We start from the raw sequence: 20,738 nt of genomic DNA, 5'->3' as shown, positions 1-20,738 counted from the left end.
ACTTCAAAAACTACAGGGCAGTCCCTAGGGCTAGTCCTTTTAGGCAACTAAAAACTCCCTTGAACAATTTCAAAGGAGTTTTAATCGTCTATTTTGATCGTGTTAATTGTGTTTACGTTTAACTAGTTTCAAAGATTATTCGTTGCTACTTGACGAAGGATCTAATTAAGTTGCCACCTCAGAAGTCTAAAGTTCATCTATCAGTTGCCACGTAGGCCCATCAAACATCCTCGCATCACAACTTTTAACTGCATTGAAAATCATTAAACGTTCCGGCTCAATCCAAATAGGTGCTATGCATGCCAATATAACCTAGATTAGTGCCAATCGGTTTCGCAGCAATCAGGATTGGATACATTTGATCGTAAAACTTTGAAGCAGCCGGTGACAGACCCTTGTTGCGCAGTGCCTCCATCTGAAAACTGACTACTAATTTATTCAGTACGGCAATTGAATACCGATTGCGCTCCAAGTCGGCCTTAGCCATCAAACCAATCTTACGCTCCCGGTCAGTAATACTGACCTCGAGGACAAAATCATATAATTGACTCAATAACGCCTGTTCATCGACTTGATGCTTCCCCGCATGTTTAAACACCGACTGCACCTAACTTTCCCTTATTTTATAATACTATTGAACTAATCCCCATACATCAATCTTGCAACTATTTTAGTGATTTCGCAAACAACGCTCGCAATCTGCTTAAACTTGATATTATTCGACGATTAGATCAAATATCAGTTTCATTTAACGACGCCCCCATGAAGAATTCAAGCGGTCTTTATTTGGACCGATTCAAAGCAAGTTAAGGCCTTGATAATCACGCTAAGCATTGTCTCTATTTCGTATCAACAGGATAATACTTTAAAACGGTAATTGCTAGAAAAATCGTTAGCTAGTTGAGTTATGAAGCAAATCACGGCTTCGGGCCTGATGCTTCTGAAACTTACTAGTAATCGGTGCAATGACCGGACGCCAGCTAACAAGCAACAAAAAAAGCTAGCCAACCACTAAATGTGATTAACTAGCCTTCTCATTATCAGCCCGACCTAAGCCGCGACTAATAATTGTTGACGTTGTGATTTAGCCACGACGACGTTCTGGGATCCGAGCAGCCTTACCATGTAAGTTACGTAAGTAGTATAACTTGGCACGACGTACGCGACCTTGACGAACGACATCAATTGCGGCAACGCGTGGTGTGTGTAATGGAAATGTCCGTTCCACACCAACACCGTTACTGATCTTACGAACAGTATAAGTTTCGCTGATACCGGAACCATGGCGCTTGATAACAACACCTTCAAATAATTGGATCCGTTCGCGAGTACCTTCAACAACTCGTGCATGAACACGAACTGTATCTCCAGCACGGAAATCAGGGATATCCGTCCGAAGTTGTTCATTGGTGATCTTTTCGATCAATTGGTTTTGACGCATAATGTATTTCTTCCTTTCGCCGACATTCGTGACAACCTGGTCAGCGGAACATCGTTAATGGGCACAATAGCCAATAAATAGAATACCATATTCAAGGACCGGCATGCAAGTTTTTTTGAATACTTGTTGGCTAACTAATCCCAGTCAACATAAAAATTCACGCTTCCGGCTCGTCCGCCTTTATATCAGCTAACATTTGCTGCGCTTTCCCAGACAACGTTAATCCCGTTAGCATATCAGGACGGCGCTCGTAAGTCCGTTTGAGCGCCTGTTCCAAACGCCAATCATCAATTTTCCCATGATCACCACTCAATAAGATATCCGGCACCTTCATGCCACGAAAATCGGCGGGACGCGTATATTGCGGATACTCCAAGAGTCCACTCGAAAAAGAATCGCCAGGCGCTGATTCCGCATTTCCGAGTACGCCTGGTAATAACCGCACGGTGGCATCAATCATGACCATCGCGCCCAGTTCACCGCCCGTTAAAACGTAATCACCTAAAGAAACTTCATCGGTCACTAGCGAACGGATACGTTCATCATAACCTTCATAGTGACCACAAATAAAGGTCAGGTGTTCTTCTCCGGCAAAGTCTTCGGCAACGTGTTGATTGAACTGCACTCCCGCCGGATCCAGTAAGATGACTCGTCCTGCTGCTGAATGCTTCGCTTGAACACTGGCCAACGCATCAAAAATTGGCTGTGGTTGCAGCAACATGCCCGCACCACCACCATACGGATAATCATCAACATGATTATGCTTGTCGGTCGTGAAATCGCGAAAATTGGTAACATCTACGTTGATGACATCATTTTCAATAGCGTTGCCAATCATCGACTCATGAAGTGGACCAGCAAACATCTCCGGAAACAGGCTCAAAATGTCGATTTGCATTAATCAATCAACCCTTCCATTAGTTCAACGGTCACCACACCCGTAGCTAGGTCAACGTTTTTAATAACTTGCGGAATCTTAGGCAGCAAGACGTCACTCTGACCATGTTCACGCTGAACGACCCAAACATCATTAGCTCCCGGTGACAAGATCTCTTTGATGGTCCCCAGTGGCTCGTCAGCGGTTGTTACAACTTGTAGGCCAACGATCTGATGATAATAATACTCACCCGCTGGTAGGTCATGTAAGGCTTCAGCAGGCACCTTAATTGTCCAGCCTTTATAACGTTCAACATCATTAATGTTATCGAACCCTTTAAAAGTCAAAAAGTATAGGCCTTTTTGCTCACGTGACTTTGTGATCGTAACAGTGACACCACCCATAGTGGCATCTGGCGATTTAAATAAGATCAACTGTTGCCCGACCTTAAAACGTTCTTCAGGAAAATCAGTTACAACGACAACTTTCACCTCACCACGGATACCGTGGGTATTAACTAAGGTTCCAACACGATAGTAATCCATTATTTACCTCCTCTTAATTCTCTCGATTATTATTAATTATTCTGTAAATCCGTTCGGCTTAAAAAGCCTCGTAGGATATAAAAAAACTCTTAAACAAAACATCACTGCTTCGCTCAAGAGTTTTTTTGTTGTCCGTCTTCGATCGTAAGTCGGACACGTTTAGGTCCTGAAACTCGGACACTATACACGACTGTCCGAATTGCCGAAGCAACTCGTCCCTGCCGGCCAATGACCCGGCCGATATCTTCGGGGTTAACCGTTAAGTTGTATTCAAGGTACCGTGTGGTTTCCTTAAAATCAACTTTAATATCATCTGGATATTGAACTAACGGGGTGACAATCGTGGTGATTAAAGCTTTAATATCTGCCATGATCTATTACCGCTTTATTATTTAGTGAACTTAGCTTCGTGGTACTTCTTCATGATACCGGCCTTGGATAAGATATTCTTAACCGTATCTGAAGGTTGGGCACCATTGTTCAACCAACCGAGGATATCTTCCTCTTCAAGTTTAACTTGGGCTGGTTCTGTAAGTGGGTTGTATGTGCCGACTTGGGCGATAAAACGACCATCACGTGGTGAACGTGAATCTGCGACAACAATCCGGTAAAATGGATTTTTCTTAGAACCCATCCGCTTTAGACGAATCTTGACTGACATTTAAACACCTCCCGAATTCTTTAACAGGTAATAATATACCAGTAAATCAATAGCTTGTAAAGGACTTTTTCTTGACAGGCTAAAAAAACTTATAAATTAGCGTTTGCGACGCCGCATTGCTTTGGCTAAGCGCTTTTGTTTTTTCTTCTTAGTTTGACGAACCATTCGCTTCATGGCCATTTGCTGCATCTTGCCACCGATACCGCCACCACCATTGGCACCGCCCATGAGGCCTTCCATACCGGCAAAGTTCCCCTTGGACATCTGATTCATCATCTTTTTGGTCTGATTGAATTGCTTAATCATCCGATTGACTTCATGAATTGGCCGGCCAGAACCAGCCGCAATCCGTCGCCGCCGTGAAGGATTCAAGAGATCTGGATCTGCTTTTTCGGCATTGGTCATTGAGTAAACAATTGCTCGAATGTGGGCAATATCTTTAGGATCCATGTTGAGATTCTTCATAGCAGGATTATTCGCCATCCCTGGAATCATCTTCATGATATCTTCCATATTCCCCATCTTGTCGACTTGATCCAATTGATCGATAAAGTCATTGAAGTCAAAGGTGTTTTCCTGAATCTTCAGGTTCATCTCTTCGGCTTGTTTTTCATCATATTGCTGTTGCGCCTTTTCGATCAGCGTTAACATGTCACCCATGCCAAGAATTCGATCCGCCATACGATCAGGATGGAAGACATCCAGATCGGTCATCTTTTCACCCTGACCAACAAACTTAATTGGCTTTCCAGTGACGGCCCGAATTGATAGTGCGGCCCCACCACGAGTATCGCCATCTAACTTCGTCAAGACGACCCCAGTCACGTCCAGCTTATCATTAAAGCCTTCCGCCGTATTAACGGCGTTTTGACCAGTCATCGCATCGATCACTAACAGGATTTCATCTGGATGCACTAAATCCTTAATATTAGCCAACTCGTTCATCAGTTGTTCATCAATTTGGAGTCGACCAGCCGTATCGATGAACACGTAATCATTATGATTTTCCTGAGCTTGGACCATCCCTTGACGAACGATCTCAACAGGATCAACATCGGTCCCTAATTGAAAGACTGGAACATCGATTTGGCGACCAACCTGTTGCAATTGTTCAATCGCAGCTGGCCGGTAGACGTCGGCCGCAATCATTAATGGCCGCGCGTTCTGTTCGTTCTTTAACTTGAGGGCCAATTTCCCGACCGTTGTCGTTTTCCCGGCCCCTTGTAGACCAGCCATCATGATGACGGTTGGAATCTTCGGCGATTTGTTCAGTGGAACCGCCTTTTCACCCATCGTTTTCGTTAACTCTTCATCAACGATCTTAACAATTTGTTGGGCTGGATTTAAACCTTCCAGCACCTTTGCGCCGAGTGCGCGTTCACGAACCGTTTTAACAAAATCCTTAACCACCGTAAAGTTAACGTCGGCTTCTAGTAATGCTAACCGAATTTCACGCATGGTTGCTCGAAGATCACTTTCCGAGATCTTCCCCTTGCGCCGTAAATTGGTCATTGCTTTTTGTAAACGTTCCGTTAGGCCTTCAAATGCCATTAGTGTCACCTAACCTTTATTATTATTCTGAGTCAGCTTCCAAGTTGACTAGTTGTTGAATCATCTTAATTAACTGAGTGTCCCCATGGTAATTTTGATTAATATAGTCAGAGATCGCGTCAACTTCGTGATTACGTTCCACAAAGTCGTGATAAAGATGCAGCTTAGTCTCGTAACCTTCTAAAATCTTTTCAGTCCGCTTGATATTATCATAGACGGCCTGGCGCGAAACTGAAAATTCTGCCGCAATCTCACCTAAGGAATAGTCGTCAGCGTAGTACAATTGAATATATGATTTTTGCTTATTTGTTAATAGTGGTTCGTAAAACTCAAATAACGAATTGATTCGATAATTTTTCTCAATTTCCATGTGGGACTCCTCACGCTTATCATCACAGACTACACACTAAATAAGAGTACCGATTTTATCGGCATTCGTCAACTATCAGTCGCCATTTCAGACAAAAATAAATGGTAATCATTCTCACGCGGAGAACAATTACCATTTCGTTAACTAGCTTGCAGTTTAAACACCATCACCAACCGATTTAACCCGTGATAATGTCTTTAAATAAACCATAGACAAAGTCATTGGCATTGAACGGCCGTAAATCAGTAACTTTTTCACCCAAACCAACGTACTTCACGGCGAGATGCAACTCGTTACGAATGGCCAAGACGATCCCACCACGTGCCGTACCATCAAGCTTTGTTAACACAATCCCACTAACATCCGTTGATTGTTTAAACAGTTTTGCCTGATTTAACGCATTTTGCCCGGTCGTTGCATCCAACACCAGTAAGACCTCATGTGGTGCATCTGGGATTTCACGCGTGATGACCCGCTTGATTTTTTCCAATTCATTCATCAAGTTAACCTTATTTTGCAACCGACCAGCGGTATCCACAAAGAGCACGTCGTAATCTTCGGCCTTAGCCTTCTTAACCGCGTCAAAGCACACAGCTGCCGGATCGCTCTTTTCGGCCTTAGCGACCACGTCAACCCCGTCTCGTTGGCCCCAGACTTGCAACTGCTGGATTGCACCAGCTCTAAACGTATCACAAGCCGCCAACAAGACCTTCTTGCCTTGCTGCTTGTACATGTTCGCCATCTTACCGATTGTGGTTGTCTTACCTGCACCGTTGACCCCGACAAATAAAATGACGGTTGGGCCACTCTTAGCCATGTGAATTGAGTTATCCTCACCCTCACCAGCTTCGCCGTACATATCAACCAATTTTTCGACGATGACGCTTGAAATTTCTTTCTTGCTCTTCGCGTTCTTTAATTTAACTTCGTCACGTAGCTCGTCACTGATCCGCATGGCGGTCTCATAACCCACATCAGATTCGATCAACGTATCTTCTAAGTCATCGAAAAACGTCTCATCAACGTGACGGAAATTAGCCAAGAAGGCGTTGATCCGATCGCCAAACGTCTTCCGTGACTTCTTCAGTCCTTCATCATAACGTTCGGCTTCAGTCACTTCCGGCTCAGTCACTTCCGAATCAGCCGCATTAACAGTCGGTGCGGCCGATTCAGTCGCAGCCGTCTCTGTTGGCGCTGATGACTTGACTGCTGGCGCCGTACTGGCCACTGATTCTGACATTGCGTTGCCTTCAACTGCTGCATCAGACTTAGTCGTTAACGCCCCTTCGCTCGCGGCCGCTTGACTAACTTGTGCCGCACTCGCACTTAATGCAGCTAGTGACTGGGCAACCATTGCACTGGCCGTGAGTGGTGCTTCCGACACCGTCGCTGATTGCATTGGTGCTTGCGAATCAGGTTGCGCGGTTACCGCTGCCATGCTATCAGCCGGGGCTTCACTAGTAGCCGCTGGTGTTACTGTAGCTGGTTCGTCCGCAGTACTCGTCGTTTCGCTTACGGCTGTACTGGACACCGGTGTGGCAGTTGATTCAGTTGTTGCGACATCCGACCGAGCTGACTGTTGTGACGAAGGGGCCCGATCATCACTGACCGACGTACTAGCTTGACTCGTTGCTGCCGACGCGTCACTAGCAGCTGATGTTGTTTGAGCATCATCTGATTCTGGTAGACTAAACGCTTTTTTTAACCGACTAAATAGTCCCATCTTCAACACTTCCTTTAATTATTTCTGTTCCTCTTTCAAGTCCGCCAAGGAGACGGAAACCATCTTGGAGACGCCCGATTCTTCCATGGTGACCCCGTAAAGCACATCAGCGTGCATCATGGTCCCTTTTCGGTGGGTAATGATCACAAACTGCGTCCCCGTTTGAAAGTCATTCAAATACTGACTGAAACGGTCCACGTTGGCATCGTCTAACGCAGCTTCGGCTTCATCCAAAATGCTGAACGGCACGGGCCGCACTGCTAGAATCGCAAACAATAACGTAATGGCCGTTAACGCTCGTTCACCACCGGACAACAGACTTAACCGCTGGAACTTCTTACCAGGTGGCTGGGCCATAATATCGACACCACTCGTCAGTAAGTGTTCCGGATCGGTTAAAATCAATTCAGCCTTACCGCCACCAAACATCTGCTCAAAAATCGTACTAAACTCCGCGGCTACTTGATCAAACGCCGTTTTAAAACGCGTCGCGACGGTTGTATCCAAGTCTGCCATGGTTTGTAACAAGTGTTCCTTAGCTTCCTTTAGGTCGGCTGCTTGATTATTTAAAAAGTCGAAGCGTTCCTTGACCCGTTCAAACTCCTCGATTGCACCTAAGTTGACCGTTCCAATCTCATCCAAGCCTCGTTTGAGTAGTTTCAACTGCTCTGTAATTGCTGGCAACGCTAAGTCACTAACATCGGCCTGAGCTGCCGCAACTGTCAGCTGATACTTTTCAGCTAAGTCCGCGGTCGCATGGTCGACTTCACCGGTCAATTTCGTTTGACTTAATTCCAAACGCCGGTAGTCGTCAGTTGCAGCCGCAGCTAGTTGTTGCAAGCGAACTTGCTGGTTTGACAATTCTTCAACCTGATCATTGATCGTTGCCAGCTGGTGTTCACAAGCCGCCCGTTGTTGTTCAACCTCAGTTTGTTTAGCCTTAGCCGTTTTCAAGACCGTTTCACGCTCCGCGACCGACATTTGCTGACTAGCTAATGTCGTTTGAATGGCCGTTAAATCCGCTTGCGTTTGCTTTTTTGTCTGCTCAGCTTGCGTGAAAGAAACCGTACACTGTTCTAATTGTCGTTGCGTTTGTTTAACGTGCTCCTGCAGCGTAATCAATTGTTCCCGTTGTGCTTGTAACTTCGCCGCCTGTGTCTGTTGATAGCTTTCATAATCAGTTTGTTGCTGTTGAACAGTCTGCATTTGCGCTTGATAATCTTTTAGCTTAGCCGCATTGGCCGCTTGAGCTTGCTGATTACGAGCCACTAAATCCTCATAGCTATCATCAGCCTGCGTTTGTTGCTGTTCATAGGTTAAAGCTTTAACTTGACGACTTAACTGAGTTTGTTCACTCTGAGCAGCTTGTAATTGCGCCTGCACCTGGCTGAGGTGGTCCTTGAGATCGCTCAATTGTTGACGGCTAGTTTCGACCTGAACCATTAAATCTTGGTTGGCTTTTTTTAGATTGGCCAGACCTTGCTCATAGGTCACCAATTCAGATTGCATCTGTTCAACATTCGCCGCAATTTTTTCAGCGGACTGTTGTTGCTGGAGAAGCCCATTATCATCATGCCGCGTGGCACCACCAGTAATGGCCCCACTAGCCGCAATCGTTTCACCATCAACGGTCACTAACTTGCACCGAAACCGGCGACTCCGTGAAATTGCCATCGCATGATCTAACGTGTCAACAATTGCCGTTGTTCCCAATAAATAACGTTTGATAGCCATAATTTTGGGCTCACAATCGACCAATTCACTGGCAACACCTAACACCCCGGGTTGTTGTAATAAGTCGTGCTCAGTATTAACGGGCAGTTGTCGCGCCGTCATCCGCTCGATCGGTAAAAACGTCGCCCGGCCAGCGTGATTTTGTTTTAAGAAATTGACCACGGTTTTGGCCGTCTGTTGCGTATCACAAACAATATTTTGCAACTGGCCCCCCAACGCAACCTCAACCGCCTTAGTGTAACGGTCAGGGACAGTCAAGAGTTCGGAAACAGCCCCGGCGACACCACTAAACTGCTGGCGATGTTGCAGGACCATCCGGACACCCGCATAGAAGTTCGTGTAGCGTTCCTGAACAGCTTGTAAAGCTTCTAAGCGTGACTTCTCACGTTGCATTAGTCCCGCTGCATCTAACCAGCGCTGCTGTTGCTCATCGATCTGTTCCGCATTCGTCTTAACTTGAGCTTGCTGAGCCGTTAATGTTGTTTGTTGTTGATTGACTTGATTTTCTAAATCACGTTGCTCCCGATTATGCACGTCAACGGTCGTCTGCACCCGTTTTAGATTAGCTTGCGCCTGTGCTAACCGTTCTGCTAACGCCGTGCTCTGACTGCCAGACTGTTGATGTTGTTTAACTAAGTTCTTCGCTTCGTTATTCAGTTCAGCCTGAACTTGTTTTTCATCAATATAAGCATTGCGTAGTTTTTCCAGCTCATCGGCCAACTGCTGACGACCGGCTGCACTCGTCGCCGTTGTTAATTCTCCGACTTGTGCTTTGACTGCCTTAACTTGGGCCTGCTGCTCAGATAAGGTTTGTCGTAATTGAGCTTGTTGCTCGGTTTGCGTCACAATCTGTTGCTCAGTTGCGGTCAAACTAGCTGTTAACCGTTCCTGCTCAGACTGCTGGTTTTGCCGCCGCTCAGCATCAACCCCTTGTTGGCCTTGCGTATTTTCGATCGTCTTAGTTAACTCAAGATTTTGCGCTGCCAGCTGATCTTTTTGCTTTAATTGAGCCGTCTGTTGGGTTTTCAAATTAGCCAGCTTAGTCGCACCCGCATCAACTTGTTGCTGATATTTAGCCACTAACGCTTTGGCACTAGCTAACTTTTCATTGACACCCTGCAACTGATCTCGAGCAATCGTCAACTTCTTAACGAGCCGCGAACGGTCCAAATAATCAAATTTTTGTTTTTGATCTTGATAATCCCGGGCAAGACTCGCCTGTTCTTCCAACGGTCCCTTTTGCTGACTCAACTCCGCAATAATATCGTTCACCCGGTCTAAATAATCCGTCGTTTCCGCTAATTTATTCTCAGTTGTGAACTTATCCTTTTTGTACTTTAAAACCCCAGCGACGTCTTCAATAATACTGCGTCGATCTTCTGGTTTGGCATTAAAGACCGCCTCAACGCGGCCTTGAGAAATCACTGAAAACGAGTCTTTTCCAAGTCCCGTATCAATCATCAAATTCGTAATATCTTTCAGCCGGCAACTCTGATTATTAATTAAATAATCACTGTCACCGTTGCGAAAGAGTTTTCGTGTAATACTAACTTCCGCATAATCTAAGGGTAAAAAGTGGTCACTATTATCAAATGTAATGGTGACTTTAGCCATATTCAACGGTTTTCGGTTAGCCGAGCCGGCAAAAATCACGTCAGTCATCTTGGTTCCACGTAAACTTTTGACCGCCTGTTCTCCAAGGACCCAGCGAATAGCTTCAATAATGTTACTCTTACCACTACCGTTTGGGCCGACAATTCCCGTCATTCCGGCTTGAAAATCAATTTTGGTTTTATCAGCAAAAGATTTAAATCCGCTGATTTCTAATGATTTAAGTTGCATTCGACACAAACTTCCTGTAATTATTAATGGTTACTCTTGCTGTAATTGTGAATAGGCTTGCCGTGCAGCACTCTGTTCGGCTTCCTTCTTCGAATGGCCCCAACCCTCACCAATCTTTTGACCATCGGCAAGTACGGCGATCTCATATGAGCGCTCGTTAGCTGGGCCATCTTGTTCGATTAACTGATAGTCAATGGCGACATCACCATCACGTTGCAAATATTCTTGTAAGGTCGTCTTATAATCAAACACGCCATCAAAACGGCCTTCATCCAATTTAGGAAAAATCACTTGATGAACAAACTTCAAGACAGGTTCACGTCCTTGGTCTAAGTACAAAGCCCCGACAAACGACTCAAAAATGTCACATAGAAGTGAATCTCGTTCCCACGCATGGGCTTTTTGTTCACCCTTGCCTAAGCGGATGTATTGAGGAAAGTCACATTCACGGGCAAAACTAGCGAAGCTCTCTTCGCAAACCATCGCGGCCCGTAAACGAGTCAACTTACCTTGGGGCATGTCTTTATAACGTTTGTATAAATATTCGGACACCACTAACTCCAAGACGGCATCCCCCAAAAATTCGACCCGTTCGTAATATTTCAATTGTTGATCCTGATGTTCATTGACATATGAGGCTTGTGTAAACGCCTCGGCCAGTAAATCGGGATCATTAAAGACAATGCCAAAACGTTCCTTTAACATTGCGGCTAATTCTGTAATCATTTGAAACTTCCTTTCGTTATCACCTTGTTGGTTAGCGCTATTAGAGCCGCCAATTATCACAATCTGTTACCGGCGGTGTTTATGATCTAGCTCAGCATGAATCATTATTTAAGCGGCCAAAGTCTGACGTCAAAAATAACCAGCTGAGGTCCACAGATGTTTCTGCCAATTGCCGGAACATGATGGACACAAATTCAAGCCACAGCCCACGTTTTAAATACTGGCCGCCCACATTTTAAAGCGATACTGTAGAAGACCAAACTCAGGACGCTTTTAAATAATGATTCATGGAGCAATCAGTAAAACAACCCGTCACACATTGCATATCATAACATTATACTATGATTTAGTGGTCAATAACAATGATATTGCTACTACGACAACGATTCCAACCAAAAACAGGTAACCACATCGGCTACCTGTTTTTGATGACTCATTTGTTTATTTTGCTTGGTGCGCTGCCACATAATCGACAACTTCGCCGACCGTTGACAATTTTTCGGCATCTTCGTCTGAGATTTCGCTACCAAAGGTGTCTTCTAATTCCAGTACAAACTCAACAAAATCGATGGAATCAGCATCCAAATCGGTTTGCAAGTTCATTTCGTTGGTAATCGTTGCTTTATCAACTTCAAACCGATCAGCAATGATATCCGCAATTTTATCGAAAATTTCTTCTTTCGTCATGTAAAGATCCCTCACTAACTTGAATTCACTAGAGTATTCTAATCGTTTTCAGCAGGAATGTCTACACTTGCTTGCTGATTAGCCTGTTGATTTGCGAAATATTCCGCAACGCCTGGTACAATATCCGTGCTGACCATCTGACGAATTTGCCGAATGGTGTTCACAATCGTAGGCGCTTTACTGGAACCGTGCGTCTTAATGACCGGCGCTTTCAAACCAAGTAGTACGGCCCCTCCGTACTGGGAGTAGTCCATTTGTGAGCGAATATCATTAAAGCCGCTCTTGAGTAGTAGGCCCCCGAGTTTACCACTAATGCCCGTGTTATAGACGGCATCCTTAACTAACCCCAGCATTGAACGGGCTGTCCCTTCAATACTCTTTAAGACGGCGTTTCCCGTAAAGCCATCGGTCACCACGACGTCAGCGACCCCGTTCAACAAGTCACGCGACTCAACATTACCAATAAAGTTGATACCATCCGTCTGCGACAAGAGTTCAAAAGCCGCCTTATGCACTTTATTGCCCTTATCATCTTCGGTCCCATTATTGAGCAGTGCCACTCGCGGCTGCTTGGCCTGCATCATCCGTTCCGCATAATACGTCCCTAACACCCCGTATTGTTGCAAGTTCAACGGCTTGCTATCCGCATTAGCACCAATATCCATCATCACAAAATTAGACTGGTTGGCATTACGAACAACTGGTAAAACAGTCACTAACCCCGGCCGGTCGATGCCCTTGATTCGCCCCACGATAAATAGTCCAGCCGCAAGTACGGCTCCCGAATTACCTGCAGAAAAGAAGGCATCTGCCTGACCATCCTTGACGGCCTGGGCTGCCATCACGATTGATGAATGCTTCTTACGCCGCACAGCTCGCACTGGTTCATCTTCCATGGTAATGACTTCATCAGCATTAATAATTTGGATCCGATCCCGATTCTTCAGTTGTGCGTTGATCACGTCACGTTGGCCGTATAACAAAAAGACCGTATCCTCAAATAAATCACGAGCCTGTTCGACCCCCTCGATCACAGCATTAGGGGCGTAATCGCCACCCATGGCATCAATCGCAATTTTAATCATTGTGTCACCATTCCTCTCATCACGGTACTTTATTTAGTTTGTTAATCGAGCGTGCCAACTGCGGCTAGTTTCTGGCTTAAATAAGCTGCCAAAGCTTGATTATTCGGTTGACTTTGCCAATCCGGTTGCTGCACGATTGCGTGGGCATCCTGCTGGGCAACTTGCAGAACCGTTAAATCCGCAATTGGGTCACCCACTTTAAATTCTGGCATCCCCGATTGTTTGACCCCTAACACATCACCGGCACCACGTAATTCTAAGTCTTTTTGCGCCAGAACAAACCCATTAGTCGTTTGTGTCATAATCTGCATCCGTTCAATCCCCTGCTGATTCTTAGGGTCGGCCACCAAAATACAGTATGATGCTTTGGTGCCCCGGCCAACCCGCCCACGCAATTGATGCAGTTGGGCCAAGCCAAAACGATCAGCATCATAGATCATCATAATCGTGGCATTTTTAACATCGACCCCGACTTCGATAACTGTCGTCGAGACGAGCAACTGAATGTCACCCGCTTTAAAGGCCGCCATGACCGTGTCTTTTTCCTCAGGTTTCATACGGCCATGCAACAGCCCAACTTTGACACTAGTCCCAAAATACTCTTGTAAATTAGCTGACAGGGCTTCAGCGTTTTTAACATCTAACGTTTCTGATTCTTCAATCAATGGTGTCACGACGTAGGCTTGGGAACCATTATCAATCTGTTGATGGACAAAGCTTAACGCCGAATTGGCTTGATTGCTCCGCACCCACGTGGTTTGGATTGGTTGCCGACCTGCCGGCAATTCATCGATTTCAGAAACATCCATTTCGCCATACGCCGTAATTGCTAACGTCCTCGGAATCGGGGTCGCCGTCATGGCCAACGTATCTGGCTGTCCGCCTTTTTGGCGAAAAGCCGCCCGTTGATTGACACCGAAACGGTGCTGTTCATCAGTTATGACTAATCCCAAATTGGCATAAGCCACCCCGTCCTGGATCAGAGCGTGCGTGCCAATCAATAGGTTGATTTCACCAGCAGCCAGTGCTGCTAACAATGTTTTGCGGGCAGCCGGCTTGGTCGCACCCGTTAACAGCGCGACGTTGACATCCGTGTCGGCAAAGACTTGTGCTAAATTATCAGCGTGTTGTTCGGCCAAGATTTCAGTTGGTGCCATCAACGCCGCCTGATACCCGGCCGTAATCGCCGCATACATAACGATGGCCGCCACGATTGTTTTACCGGATCCCACGTCACCTTGAAGCAAACGATTCATATGCTTGGGTGACTTTAAGTCCAAGCAAATCTCATTAACGACCCGTTTTTGGGCACGGGTCAACTCAAACGGCAATGTTTTAATAAAGGCTTTTAGCCGTTCATTATCATAAGTGATCGCAATACCATTAGTGGTCGCATCGGTTTGCTTCAAAGCTTGCATTTGCATTTGAAACAGTAAGAATTCTTCATACGTTGCCGAGCGCCGTGCAGCCGTTGAATCCGCCTGGCTAGCTGGAAAATGCATATCGTGGATCATTTGACGTCGCGGTAATAGTCGGTATTTCGCTCGTAATTCAGCTGGCACAATATCCGTAATAACCGGTGCATAAAGTTCATAAGCTTGTTTTACCATTTTCTGAATCGTGCCTTGCTTGACAGTCTTACTAGCCGGATAGATTGAGCCAAACGCCGAATCGGCATTATTCGGATTAATAATTTTCATTCCCGTCAAACTACTTCGTGTGGCATCCCACTTGCCATAAACAGCTAAATCTTGCCCCGTCTCGATCTGTTTCATTAAGTATGGTTGATTAAAAAAGGTCACCATGTAGACGTCATGGTCAATTAACAGACGAAAGTTCAACCGGTTCTTTTTGCGACCAAACCGTGCCAAAACCGGTTCCGAAGCCACCGTCCCTTTTAACGTCACCTTTTCCTGATCCGCAATCTCATTAACATCTTTGACCTGTAGATCTTCGTAGCGAAAGGGATAATACGTCAATAAATCTGCAATCGTATTGATCCCAAGCTCTGCTAATCCTTTTTGGCGGGCTGGGCCGACACCACTTAACGTTGCAACCGCGTCACTCAATTGTTGTCCCATGTCTGACCACCGCCCTTTCTAAAGTCATTGCTTTTACTTGTATCAATTATACCAAAAAATCCGTTCAAGCCCGCAAGAAGTATCCGGCCGTACAAAAACAGGCCCCAGCATCACTGCTAAGCCCTATTTTTAACGGTTAGTTTTATTCAACTGAAACAAGGAATGGATAGACTGGTTGGTCACCTTCATGAATTTCAATTTCTAATTCATCATCCAGTTCTTGAACCTTAGCTGCCAAATGGTCAGCATCAGCCTGTGTCGCATCCTTACCGTAAATAATCGTCACTAATTCGCTATCTTCGTCAAGCATGGCCTTCACCATATCCAAAGTAGCCGTATCACGATCAGGGTTCGTAATCACGATTTTACCATCAACTAAGCCCATATAATCATCTTTCTTGATTTCCAGGCCATCGATTGTCGTATCGCGAACGGCATGCGTCACTTGACCACTAACGACTGTGCTCAAGGTTTCCTCCATTGCCGCTTGATTATCATCCAAGCCAGCTTCAGCATTGAACGCCAACATCGCAGTCATACCTTGTGAAATCGTTTGACTATGAATGATTTTAACCGGGACATCGGCAACTTCTGCAGCTTGTTCAGCCGCCAAGAAGATATTTTTGTTGTTCGGCAATACTAACGCTTGCTTGGCACCACTGTCATTGACGGCCTTAACGATATCCGCCGTACTAGGGTTCATCGTTTGACCACCAGCAATGATATCAGTCACGCCTAAGCCTTTGAACAGCTTACCAATACCCTCACCCGATGAAACCGAGATGATGGCGTAGCCGTGCATATCAACTTGTGGTTGTGAAGGCAAAGTTGGTTCGGCGGCAGCTTGTGCTTCACTTTCTTGATCGTGTTCCATGATGGTTTCTTGTTGTAGGCGCATATTATCGACTTTAACTTTAATTAACGCACCAAAACGTTGGCCCCACGTCATGACATCACCCGGATGCTCCGTATGCACGTGAACCTTTACAATTTCATCATCATTAATCACTAGTAGTGAATCGCCTAGTTGTGCTAAGTAATTGTAAAACGTCTCGTAATCAAACTTGTGATCAACTAACTTACCATCGCCGATTCGTACCATAATTTCAGTACAGTAGCCATACTTGATGTCATTCGGGTCTAACTGACCTTGAACACTTTGATGATGAGCAGCATCGATCATCGAATCCATTTCTGCATCATCAGGAACGTAGTCTTGTGATTCATCGACCTTACCACTTAATGAGTCACTAAAGGCTTCTAACACAAAAGTCAGTCCCTGGCCACCGGAATCAACGACCCCGACTTGTTTCAACACTGGTAATAAATCGGGGGTCGATTTTAAAGCAGCTTCCGCAGCAACGACAACGGCATCCATGACTTCACAAATATCGTCGGTCGTTTTAACGGCCTCCTTACCGGCACCAGCAGCTTTACGGATCACAGTCAGAATAGTTCCTTCAGTTGGCTTCATAACGGCCTTATAAGCAGTCTGAGCCCCTGCTGCGAGGGCTGCTGCCAAATCATTGGCAGTTAAAACGTCCTTATCCGCAACGGCCTTTGAGAAGCCCCGAAAAATCTGTGACAAGATCACCCCAGAATTTCCCCGGGCCCCCATTAAGAGACCCTTGGCTAAAGCTGACGCTAAGTCGCCCACGTTCGTACTGGTTTCTTCACGTTCGTACTTGGCACCGCTGGCCATCGATAGACTCATATTAGTCCCGGTATCACCATCTGGTACCGGAAAGACATTCAAAGAATTAATAAATTCGGCACGTTGGTTCAGCTTTTGTGACGCAGCCTGCACCATTTTGCCAAATTCAAGATTAGTAATCGTGGTGATTTTCAATTTCAAAATTCCTCCTTGGCTTCCACCAACTTCAATTTAGTCGTTCATTACCCGGACACCTTGGACAATGACGTTGACCGAATTGGCCGTAACGCCAAGCATGTTTTGTAAGTTATATTTGACCTTGGCTTGGACATTGCGTGAGACTTCTGAAATTTTGGTCCCATAACTGACGATAATGTTGACATCAATAGCTACCCCATTATCTTCTTGGCGAACAACCACACCGCGCGCATAGTTTTCGCGGCGTAAAATTTCATTAACATTATCACGGATCTGGTTACGACTTGCCATACCAACAACTCCATAGTTATCCGTTGCAGCGCCACCAACGACCGTCGCGATAACATCATTATCAATATCAATAGTTCCAAATTGCGTTTTGATTTTGACAGCCATGAAAATAGCCTCCTTGTTTTAACGCGTTCATTTACGATAGTTTATCATAGCACAACCACTCTTGAAAGAAAAATTAAGCGACTGGTTAATAGAAGCCCGGAAACTCGGAATTTAGCAGTAAAGTAAAATTACTTGATAGAAATGTATTGCAACCTTTATTAATCTATGATAAATTATTCTAGTGAATGATAAAGACGACCTTTTATCAATGAATTACCGAAGGAGGCAGATCAACATGGCAAAAGACTACGTTACAGGCAAGCGGACGCACTTTGGTAACACGCGTTCTCACGCTTTAAACCACAGCCGCCGCAGCTGGAAAGTTAACTTGCAAAAAGTTCGCATTTTAGTTGATGGTAAACCAAAGAAGGTTTGGGTTTCAGCTCGGACTTTGAAATCAGGTAAAGTTACGCGCGTTTAGCGCAGCAAATCGCCAGCACATTTTTTGTGGCTGGCGTTTTTTGTTGCCTAAAATTACTAATTTCTCGCTAACTTTTTATAAAGTTTATAATCAATGCGCGTGCTGTGCTAATTATTTGGGCCCACATCGTGATTAAAGTGTGCTAAACATAGCTCAAAAGCAGCCAGTTCAAGTCCACTGAAAATAAGATGATTCAGTATAGATTGACGTAACTCCCGCATTTTGCCCAATCGCCAGTCGGAATCGACAGCACCCGGCTGGCCTGAATGCACTCAGCTTCTGATTGAATAATCTAACGCTTAGCTACGTCAACCGATTGATTGCCCAACTGTACCTAGTTAAGTGGCTACTTATCCACCATGCAACCGACTTTTCAAAGCCTGTATTTGGATATTAAAAGACCGATTAATGTGTTTCACGACTCATTAATCGGTCTTTTAATATGCATTCAGCCTGACCAGCCTACGCGTCCGTCATGGTGTCATCACGACTTTGAATAACGGCTAAAACACCCGCGTCAAAGCTGAAATGGCCCACATTCCCACTGAACTCATTACTGGCCCACGAAATTGGATACGCATTATAAGCCGCATCTAGTTGATATTTTTCATCAGGTAACGTTAGATGCATCGGCATTAGTGGCACAAAAGCCAAATAACGTTTATCTGCTTCCTTTGTGATCTGATAATCTCCAGGTAAGAAGAATTGAATCGTATTTTGCTTATCAATTATCTTAATCTGGGGCGCCCATCGACGAAATACCGGATCAAGCACCAACCAAATGTTGGCTAGTAAATGGTCTAATCGACCACCCGTTGCACCATATAGATGAACTTCATCTGGCTGTAACTGTTCAAAGATGGATTTGAGGGCCAATTGGGTATCAGTGTGATCTTGATCTGGTTTAACCACCACGGCCCCCACCAGTGCGTCCTTAACAGCCTGTAGTTCGGTCGAGTTAATCGAATCAAAATCGCCAACCACCATCACAGGCTGGATGCCACGCTTCACTAACCGCAGCGCACCCCGATCAGCACCGACCCACGGTCCTGGAATCGTCGTTAAATCTGCTGGATAATTAGCGGTCGGACCGCCCACCAGTAAGTTTACGATGGTTGCCATTAATTAGTCGCCACCTTCAGATCCTGAATCCGTTGCGCAGGTTGCGAGCTGTTATAAACATATGAACCAGCGACTGCAACCGTTGCACCGGCATCATAGCAAGCTTTAACCGTTTGGTCATTAATTCCCCCATCGACTTCAATGTCAAAATGATAGTCGTGCTGTTGCTTTAATTCATTTAACGCCGCAATTTTAGCGACCATCTGTGGCAGAAAATGCTGACCACCGAAACCAGGATTGACCGTCATAATCAAGACTTGGTCCACTAGTGGTAATAATTCACTAATCATACTAAGCGTCGTTCCAGGGTTAACCACGATTTCGGCCTTCGCTCCGGCGTCCTTGATCAACTGTAAGGCGTGATAAATATGCCGGGTGCTTTCAACGTGCACTCCGATCAAATCCGCACCGGCCTTTGCAAACTGACCGACAAATCGTTCAGGATTCATAATCATTAAATGACAATCCAACATTAACGAAGTTACTGGCCGTAAATCCGCCACGGTACTCATTCCAAATGATAAGTTCGGTACGAACTGACCATCCATAACATCAATATGCAACGCATCCGCACCAGCATTTTCAGCCATCTGGACGTCACGTTGAAGGTTAGCAAAATCTGCACTTAAAATTGAAGGGGCAACTTTAATCATTCGTCTCACTCACTTTTTCTTATTATAGATTACTTTTTTATTTTTAATAGTTTCATAGAATTGTAAATAGTTATCATAGCGACTCGCTAATACCTCACCAGCGGCCAGTGCCCGTTTGACGGCACACTGCGGTTCATTAATATGAACACAGCCCCGATACTTGCAATCAACACTAAGGCGCACAAACTCTGGAAAATAATGCGTCAACTCGTTGGCTGCAATATCAAACACTTCGTAGGATGAAAAACCAGGTGTATCGGCCACTAATCCTCCGGCAATCGGAATCAGACTAACCTTCCGCGTCGTATGTTTCCCACGATTCAACGCCTGTGAAATTTCACCCGTCGCTAGGTCTAACCCCGGTTGCAAATGATTCAGTAACGTCGACTTGCCAGCACCGGTTTGACCCATGACGACAGCTACATGATCAGTCAAAGCCGTCTTAACTGCCGCTAACGCTGTGGGTGAAAATGCCGTCCGCTCACAAATAACTTGATACCCAATCTGGCGATAAGCTTCCGCCAGCGTTAGGCGCTGTTGATATACCTCATCCGTTAATAGATCCGTTTTTGCAAAGTAAAGTAACGGTTCAATGCCAGCCACCGCTAATGCAACTAACTGACGATCCAATAAATTCGTTGAAAATTCTTGATCGGTCGCCGCAGTCACCACGATACCCAGATCAACATTGGCCACTGGCGGCCGTACCAACTGGGTCTGCCGATCAAGTATCTTTAACACGTAACCTTCTTGCGGAGTCGGCGCATCAAACTCTACGTTATCACCGACAAGCGGCGTGATCCGTCGCTTTCGGAAATTTCCGCGGGCCCGGGTACGATACATCTGGCCATCAGCATAAACGTCATAAAAGCCGCTCAGCGATTGCCGAATTTGTCCAATTTTCAAATTAGCACCACCTTTTATATTATTTGGTACGGTCCACTTTTCTCTATTGTACCAAAAAAGTCATG

At 45.4% G+C, this 20,738-nt stretch carries 20 protein-coding genes; 1 reads left to right on the top strand and 19 read right to left on the bottom strand.

What is annotated here, in order from left to right; genetic code table 11:
• Positions 1-277: 277 nt before the first annotated feature.
• The 16 genes from LP667_RS06835 to LP667_RS06760 form a co-directional block, all read right to left on the bottom strand.
• The gene (locus LP667_RS06835) at positions 278-598 is read right to left on the bottom strand and encodes a bacteriocin immunity family protein (RefSeq protein WP_021731635.1); all 321 of its coding nucleotides are present in this window, start codon (positions 596-598) and stop codon (positions 278-280) included.
• Positions 599-1,084: 486 nt separating this feature from the next.
• Positions 1,085-1,441, bottom strand: a complete 357-nt coding sequence (rplS, locus tag LP667_RS06830) for a 50S ribosomal protein L19 (RefSeq protein ID WP_003640385.1) — start codon at positions 1,439-1,441, stop codon at positions 1,085-1,087.
• A gap of 157 nt (positions 1,442-1,598) precedes the next feature.
• Complete coding sequence (gene trmD, locus LP667_RS06825; protein WP_021731636.1) at positions 1,599-2,339, bottom strand: tRNA (guanosine(37)-N1)-methyltransferase TrmD; 741 nt, start codon at positions 2,337-2,339, stop codon at positions 1,599-1,601.
• On the bottom strand, positions 2,339-2,863 hold the full coding sequence (rimM, locus tag LP667_RS06820; protein WP_021731637.1) for a ribosome maturation factor RimM: 525 nt from the start codon (positions 2,861-2,863) through the stop codon (positions 2,339-2,341). The genes trmD and rimM overlap by 1 nt, the downstream gene beginning before the upstream one ends.
• Before the next feature lie 113 nt (positions 2,864-2,976).
• A complete protein-coding gene (khpA, locus tag LP667_RS06815) occupies positions 2,977-3,234 on the bottom strand; it encodes an RNA-binding protein KhpA (RefSeq protein WP_021731638.1) in 258 nt (85 codons plus the stop codon).
• A 17-nt stretch (positions 3,235-3,251) separates the two neighbouring features.
• Positions 3,252-3,524 (bottom strand): 30S ribosomal protein S16, encoded by a 273-nt coding sequence (gene rpsP / locus LP667_RS06810; RefSeq protein ID WP_003638633.1) that lies wholly within the window; start codon positions 3,522-3,524, stop codon positions 3,252-3,254.
• A 96-nt stretch (positions 3,525-3,620) separates the two neighbouring features.
• On the bottom strand, positions 3,621-5,075 hold the full coding sequence (ffh, locus tag LP667_RS06805; RefSeq protein ID WP_021731639.1) for a signal recognition particle protein: 1,455 nt from the start codon (positions 5,073-5,075) through the stop codon (positions 3,621-3,623).
• Positions 5,076-5,097: 22 nt separating this feature from the next.
• Positions 5,098-5,445 carry a putative DNA-binding protein gene (locus LP667_RS06800; RefSeq protein ID WP_021731640.1) on the bottom strand — a complete coding sequence of 116 codons (348 nt, stop codon included), beginning with the start codon at positions 5,443-5,445 and terminating at the stop codon, positions 5,098-5,100.
• A 178-nt stretch (positions 5,446-5,623) separates the two neighbouring features.
• Positions 5,624-7,168, bottom strand: coding sequence for a signal recognition particle-docking protein FtsY (gene ftsY / locus LP667_RS06795; RefSeq protein WP_021731641.1), 1,545 nt, complete (start codon positions 7,166-7,168; stop codon positions 5,624-5,626).
• A gap of 18 nt (positions 7,169-7,186) precedes the next feature.
• Positions 7,187-10,744: a chromosome segregation protein SMC gene (smc, locus tag LP667_RS06790; RefSeq protein ID WP_021731642.1), complete on the bottom strand. Its 3,558-nt coding sequence runs from the start codon at positions 10,742-10,744 to the stop codon at positions 7,187-7,189.
• Positions 10,745-10,774: 30 nt separating this feature from the next.
• On the bottom strand, positions 10,775-11,470 hold the full coding sequence (gene rnc / locus LP667_RS06785; protein ID WP_021731643.1) for a ribonuclease III: 696 nt from the start codon (positions 11,468-11,470) through the stop codon (positions 10,775-10,777).
• 441 nt (positions 11,471-11,911) lie between these two features.
• Positions 11,912-12,157 carry an acyl carrier protein gene (gene acpP, locus LP667_RS06780; protein ID WP_003640376.1) on the bottom strand — a complete coding sequence of 82 codons (246 nt, stop codon included), beginning with the start codon at positions 12,155-12,157 and terminating at the stop codon, positions 11,912-11,914.
• A gap of 38 nt (positions 12,158-12,195) precedes the next feature.
• Entirely contained in the window at positions 12,196-13,242 is a 1,047-nt protein-coding gene (gene plsX / locus LP667_RS06775; protein ID WP_021731646.1) for a phosphate acyltransferase PlsX, read from the bottom strand.
• A gap of 41 nt (positions 13,243-13,283) precedes the next feature.
• Complete coding sequence (recG, locus tag LP667_RS06770; RefSeq protein ID WP_021731647.1) at positions 13,284-15,323, bottom strand: ATP-dependent DNA helicase RecG; 2,040 nt, start codon at positions 15,321-15,323, stop codon at positions 13,284-13,286.
• A 142-nt stretch (positions 15,324-15,465) separates the two neighbouring features.
• Positions 15,466-17,172, bottom strand: coding sequence for a DAK2 domain-containing protein (locus LP667_RS06765; RefSeq protein WP_021731648.1), 1,707 nt, complete (start codon positions 17,170-17,172; stop codon positions 15,466-15,468).
• A 36-nt stretch (positions 17,173-17,208) separates the two neighbouring features.
• Positions 17,209-17,571, bottom strand: coding sequence for an Asp23/Gls24 family envelope stress response protein (locus LP667_RS06760; RefSeq protein ID WP_003638623.1), 363 nt, complete (start codon positions 17,569-17,571; stop codon positions 17,209-17,211).
• A 235-nt stretch (positions 17,572-17,806) separates the two neighbouring features.
• On the opposite strand from LP667_RS06760, the gene rpmB reads away from it, so the two are divergent.
• Positions 17,807-17,992 carry a 50S ribosomal protein L28 gene (rpmB, locus tag LP667_RS06755; RefSeq protein ID WP_021731649.1) on the top strand — a complete coding sequence of 62 codons (186 nt, stop codon included), beginning with the start codon at positions 17,807-17,809 and terminating at the stop codon, positions 17,990-17,992.
• A 462-nt stretch (positions 17,993-18,454) separates the two neighbouring features.
• Here the strand turns inward: rpmB and LP667_RS06750 are convergent, their stop codons facing one another.
• Genes LP667_RS06750 through rsgA form a run of 3 tightly spaced genes read right to left on the bottom strand, consistent with a single transcriptional unit; the run spans position 18,455 to position 20,673 of the window.
• On the bottom strand, positions 18,455-19,114 hold the full coding sequence (locus tag LP667_RS06750; RefSeq protein WP_021731650.1) for a thiamine diphosphokinase: 660 nt from the start codon (positions 19,112-19,114) through the stop codon (positions 18,455-18,457).
• Positions 19,114-19,767, bottom strand: coding sequence for a ribulose-phosphate 3-epimerase (gene rpe, locus LP667_RS06745; protein WP_021731651.1), 654 nt, complete (start codon positions 19,765-19,767; stop codon positions 19,114-19,116). Before rpe ends, LP667_RS06750 begins: the two co-directional genes overlap by 1 nt.
• A 9-nt stretch (positions 19,768-19,776) precedes the next feature.
• Positions 19,777-20,673 carry a ribosome small subunit-dependent GTPase A gene (gene rsgA / locus LP667_RS06740; protein WP_021731652.1) on the bottom strand — a complete coding sequence of 299 codons (897 nt, stop codon included), beginning with the start codon at positions 20,671-20,673 and terminating at the stop codon, positions 19,777-19,779.
• Between the last annotated feature and the right edge of the window lie 65 nt (positions 20,674-20,738).

The organism is Lactiplantibacillus paraplantarum, assembly GCF_003641145.1.
GTDB classification, from domain to species: Bacteria; Bacillota; Bacilli; order Lactobacillales; family Lactobacillaceae; genus Lactiplantibacillus; species Lactiplantibacillus paraplantarum.
Note: the sequence above shows the minus strand (reverse complement) of the source record. Positions and strands in the feature narration are given on the sequence as shown.

Excerpts from the sequence above, each read along its gene's own strand:
- rplS (WP_003640385.1), bottom strand. The coding sequence starts at position 1,441 with ATGCGTCAAAACCAATTGATCGAAAAGATCACCAATGAACAACTTCGG.
- trmD (WP_021731636.1), bottom strand. The coding sequence starts at position 2,339 with ATGCAAATCGACATTTTGAGCCTGTTTCCGGAGATGTTTGCTGGTCCA.
- rimM (WP_021731637.1), bottom strand. The coding sequence starts at position 2,863 with ATGGATTACTATCGTGTTGGAACCTTAGTTAATACCCACGGTATCCGT.
- khpA (WP_021731638.1), bottom strand. The coding sequence starts at position 3,234 with ATGGCAGATATTAAAGCTTTAATCACCACGATTGTCACCCCGTTAGTT.
- rpsP (WP_003638633.1), bottom strand. The coding sequence starts at position 3,524 with ATGTCAGTCAAGATTCGTCTAAAGCGGATGGGTTCTAAGAAAAATCCA.
- ffh (WP_021731639.1), bottom strand. The coding sequence starts at position 5,075 with ATGGCATTTGAAGGCCTAACGGAACGTTTACAAAAAGCAATGACCAAT.
- LP667_RS06800 (WP_021731640.1), bottom strand. The coding sequence starts at position 5,445 with ATGGAAATTGAGAAAAATTATCGAATCAATTCGTTATTTGAGTTTTAC.
- ftsY (WP_021731641.1), bottom strand. The coding sequence starts at position 7,168 with ATGGGACTATTTAGTCGGTTAAAAAAAGCGTTTAGTCTACCAGAATCA.
- smc (WP_021731642.1), bottom strand. The coding sequence starts at position 10,744 with ATGCAACTTAAATCATTAGAAATCAGCGGATTTAAATCTTTTGCTGAT.
- rnc (WP_021731643.1), bottom strand. The coding sequence starts at position 11,470 with ATGATTACAGAATTAGCCGCAATGTTAAAGGAACGTTTTGGCATTGTC.
- acpP (WP_003640376.1), bottom strand. The coding sequence starts at position 12,157 with ATGACGAAAGAAGAAATTTTCGATAAAATTGCGGATATCATTGCTGAT.
- plsX (WP_021731646.1), bottom strand. The coding sequence starts at position 13,242 with ATGATTAAAATTGCGATTGATGCCATGGGTGGCGATTACGCCCCTAAT.
- recG (WP_021731647.1), bottom strand. The coding sequence starts at position 15,323 with ATGGGACAACAATTGAGTGACGCGGTTGCAACGTTAAGTGGTGTCGGC.
- LP667_RS06760 (WP_003638623.1), bottom strand. The coding sequence starts at position 17,571 with ATGGCTGTCAAAATCAAAACGCAATTTGGAACTATTGATATTGATAAT.
- rpmB (WP_021731649.1), top strand. The coding sequence starts at position 17,807 with ATGGCAAAAGACTACGTTACAGGCAAGCGGACGCACTTTGGTAACACG.
- LP667_RS06750 (WP_021731650.1), bottom strand. The coding sequence starts at position 19,114 with ATGGCAACCATCGTAAACTTACTGGTGGGCGGTCCGACCGCTAATTAT.
- rpe (WP_021731651.1), bottom strand. The coding sequence starts at position 19,767 with ATGATTAAAGTTGCCCCTTCAATTTTAAGTGCAGATTTTGCTAACCTT.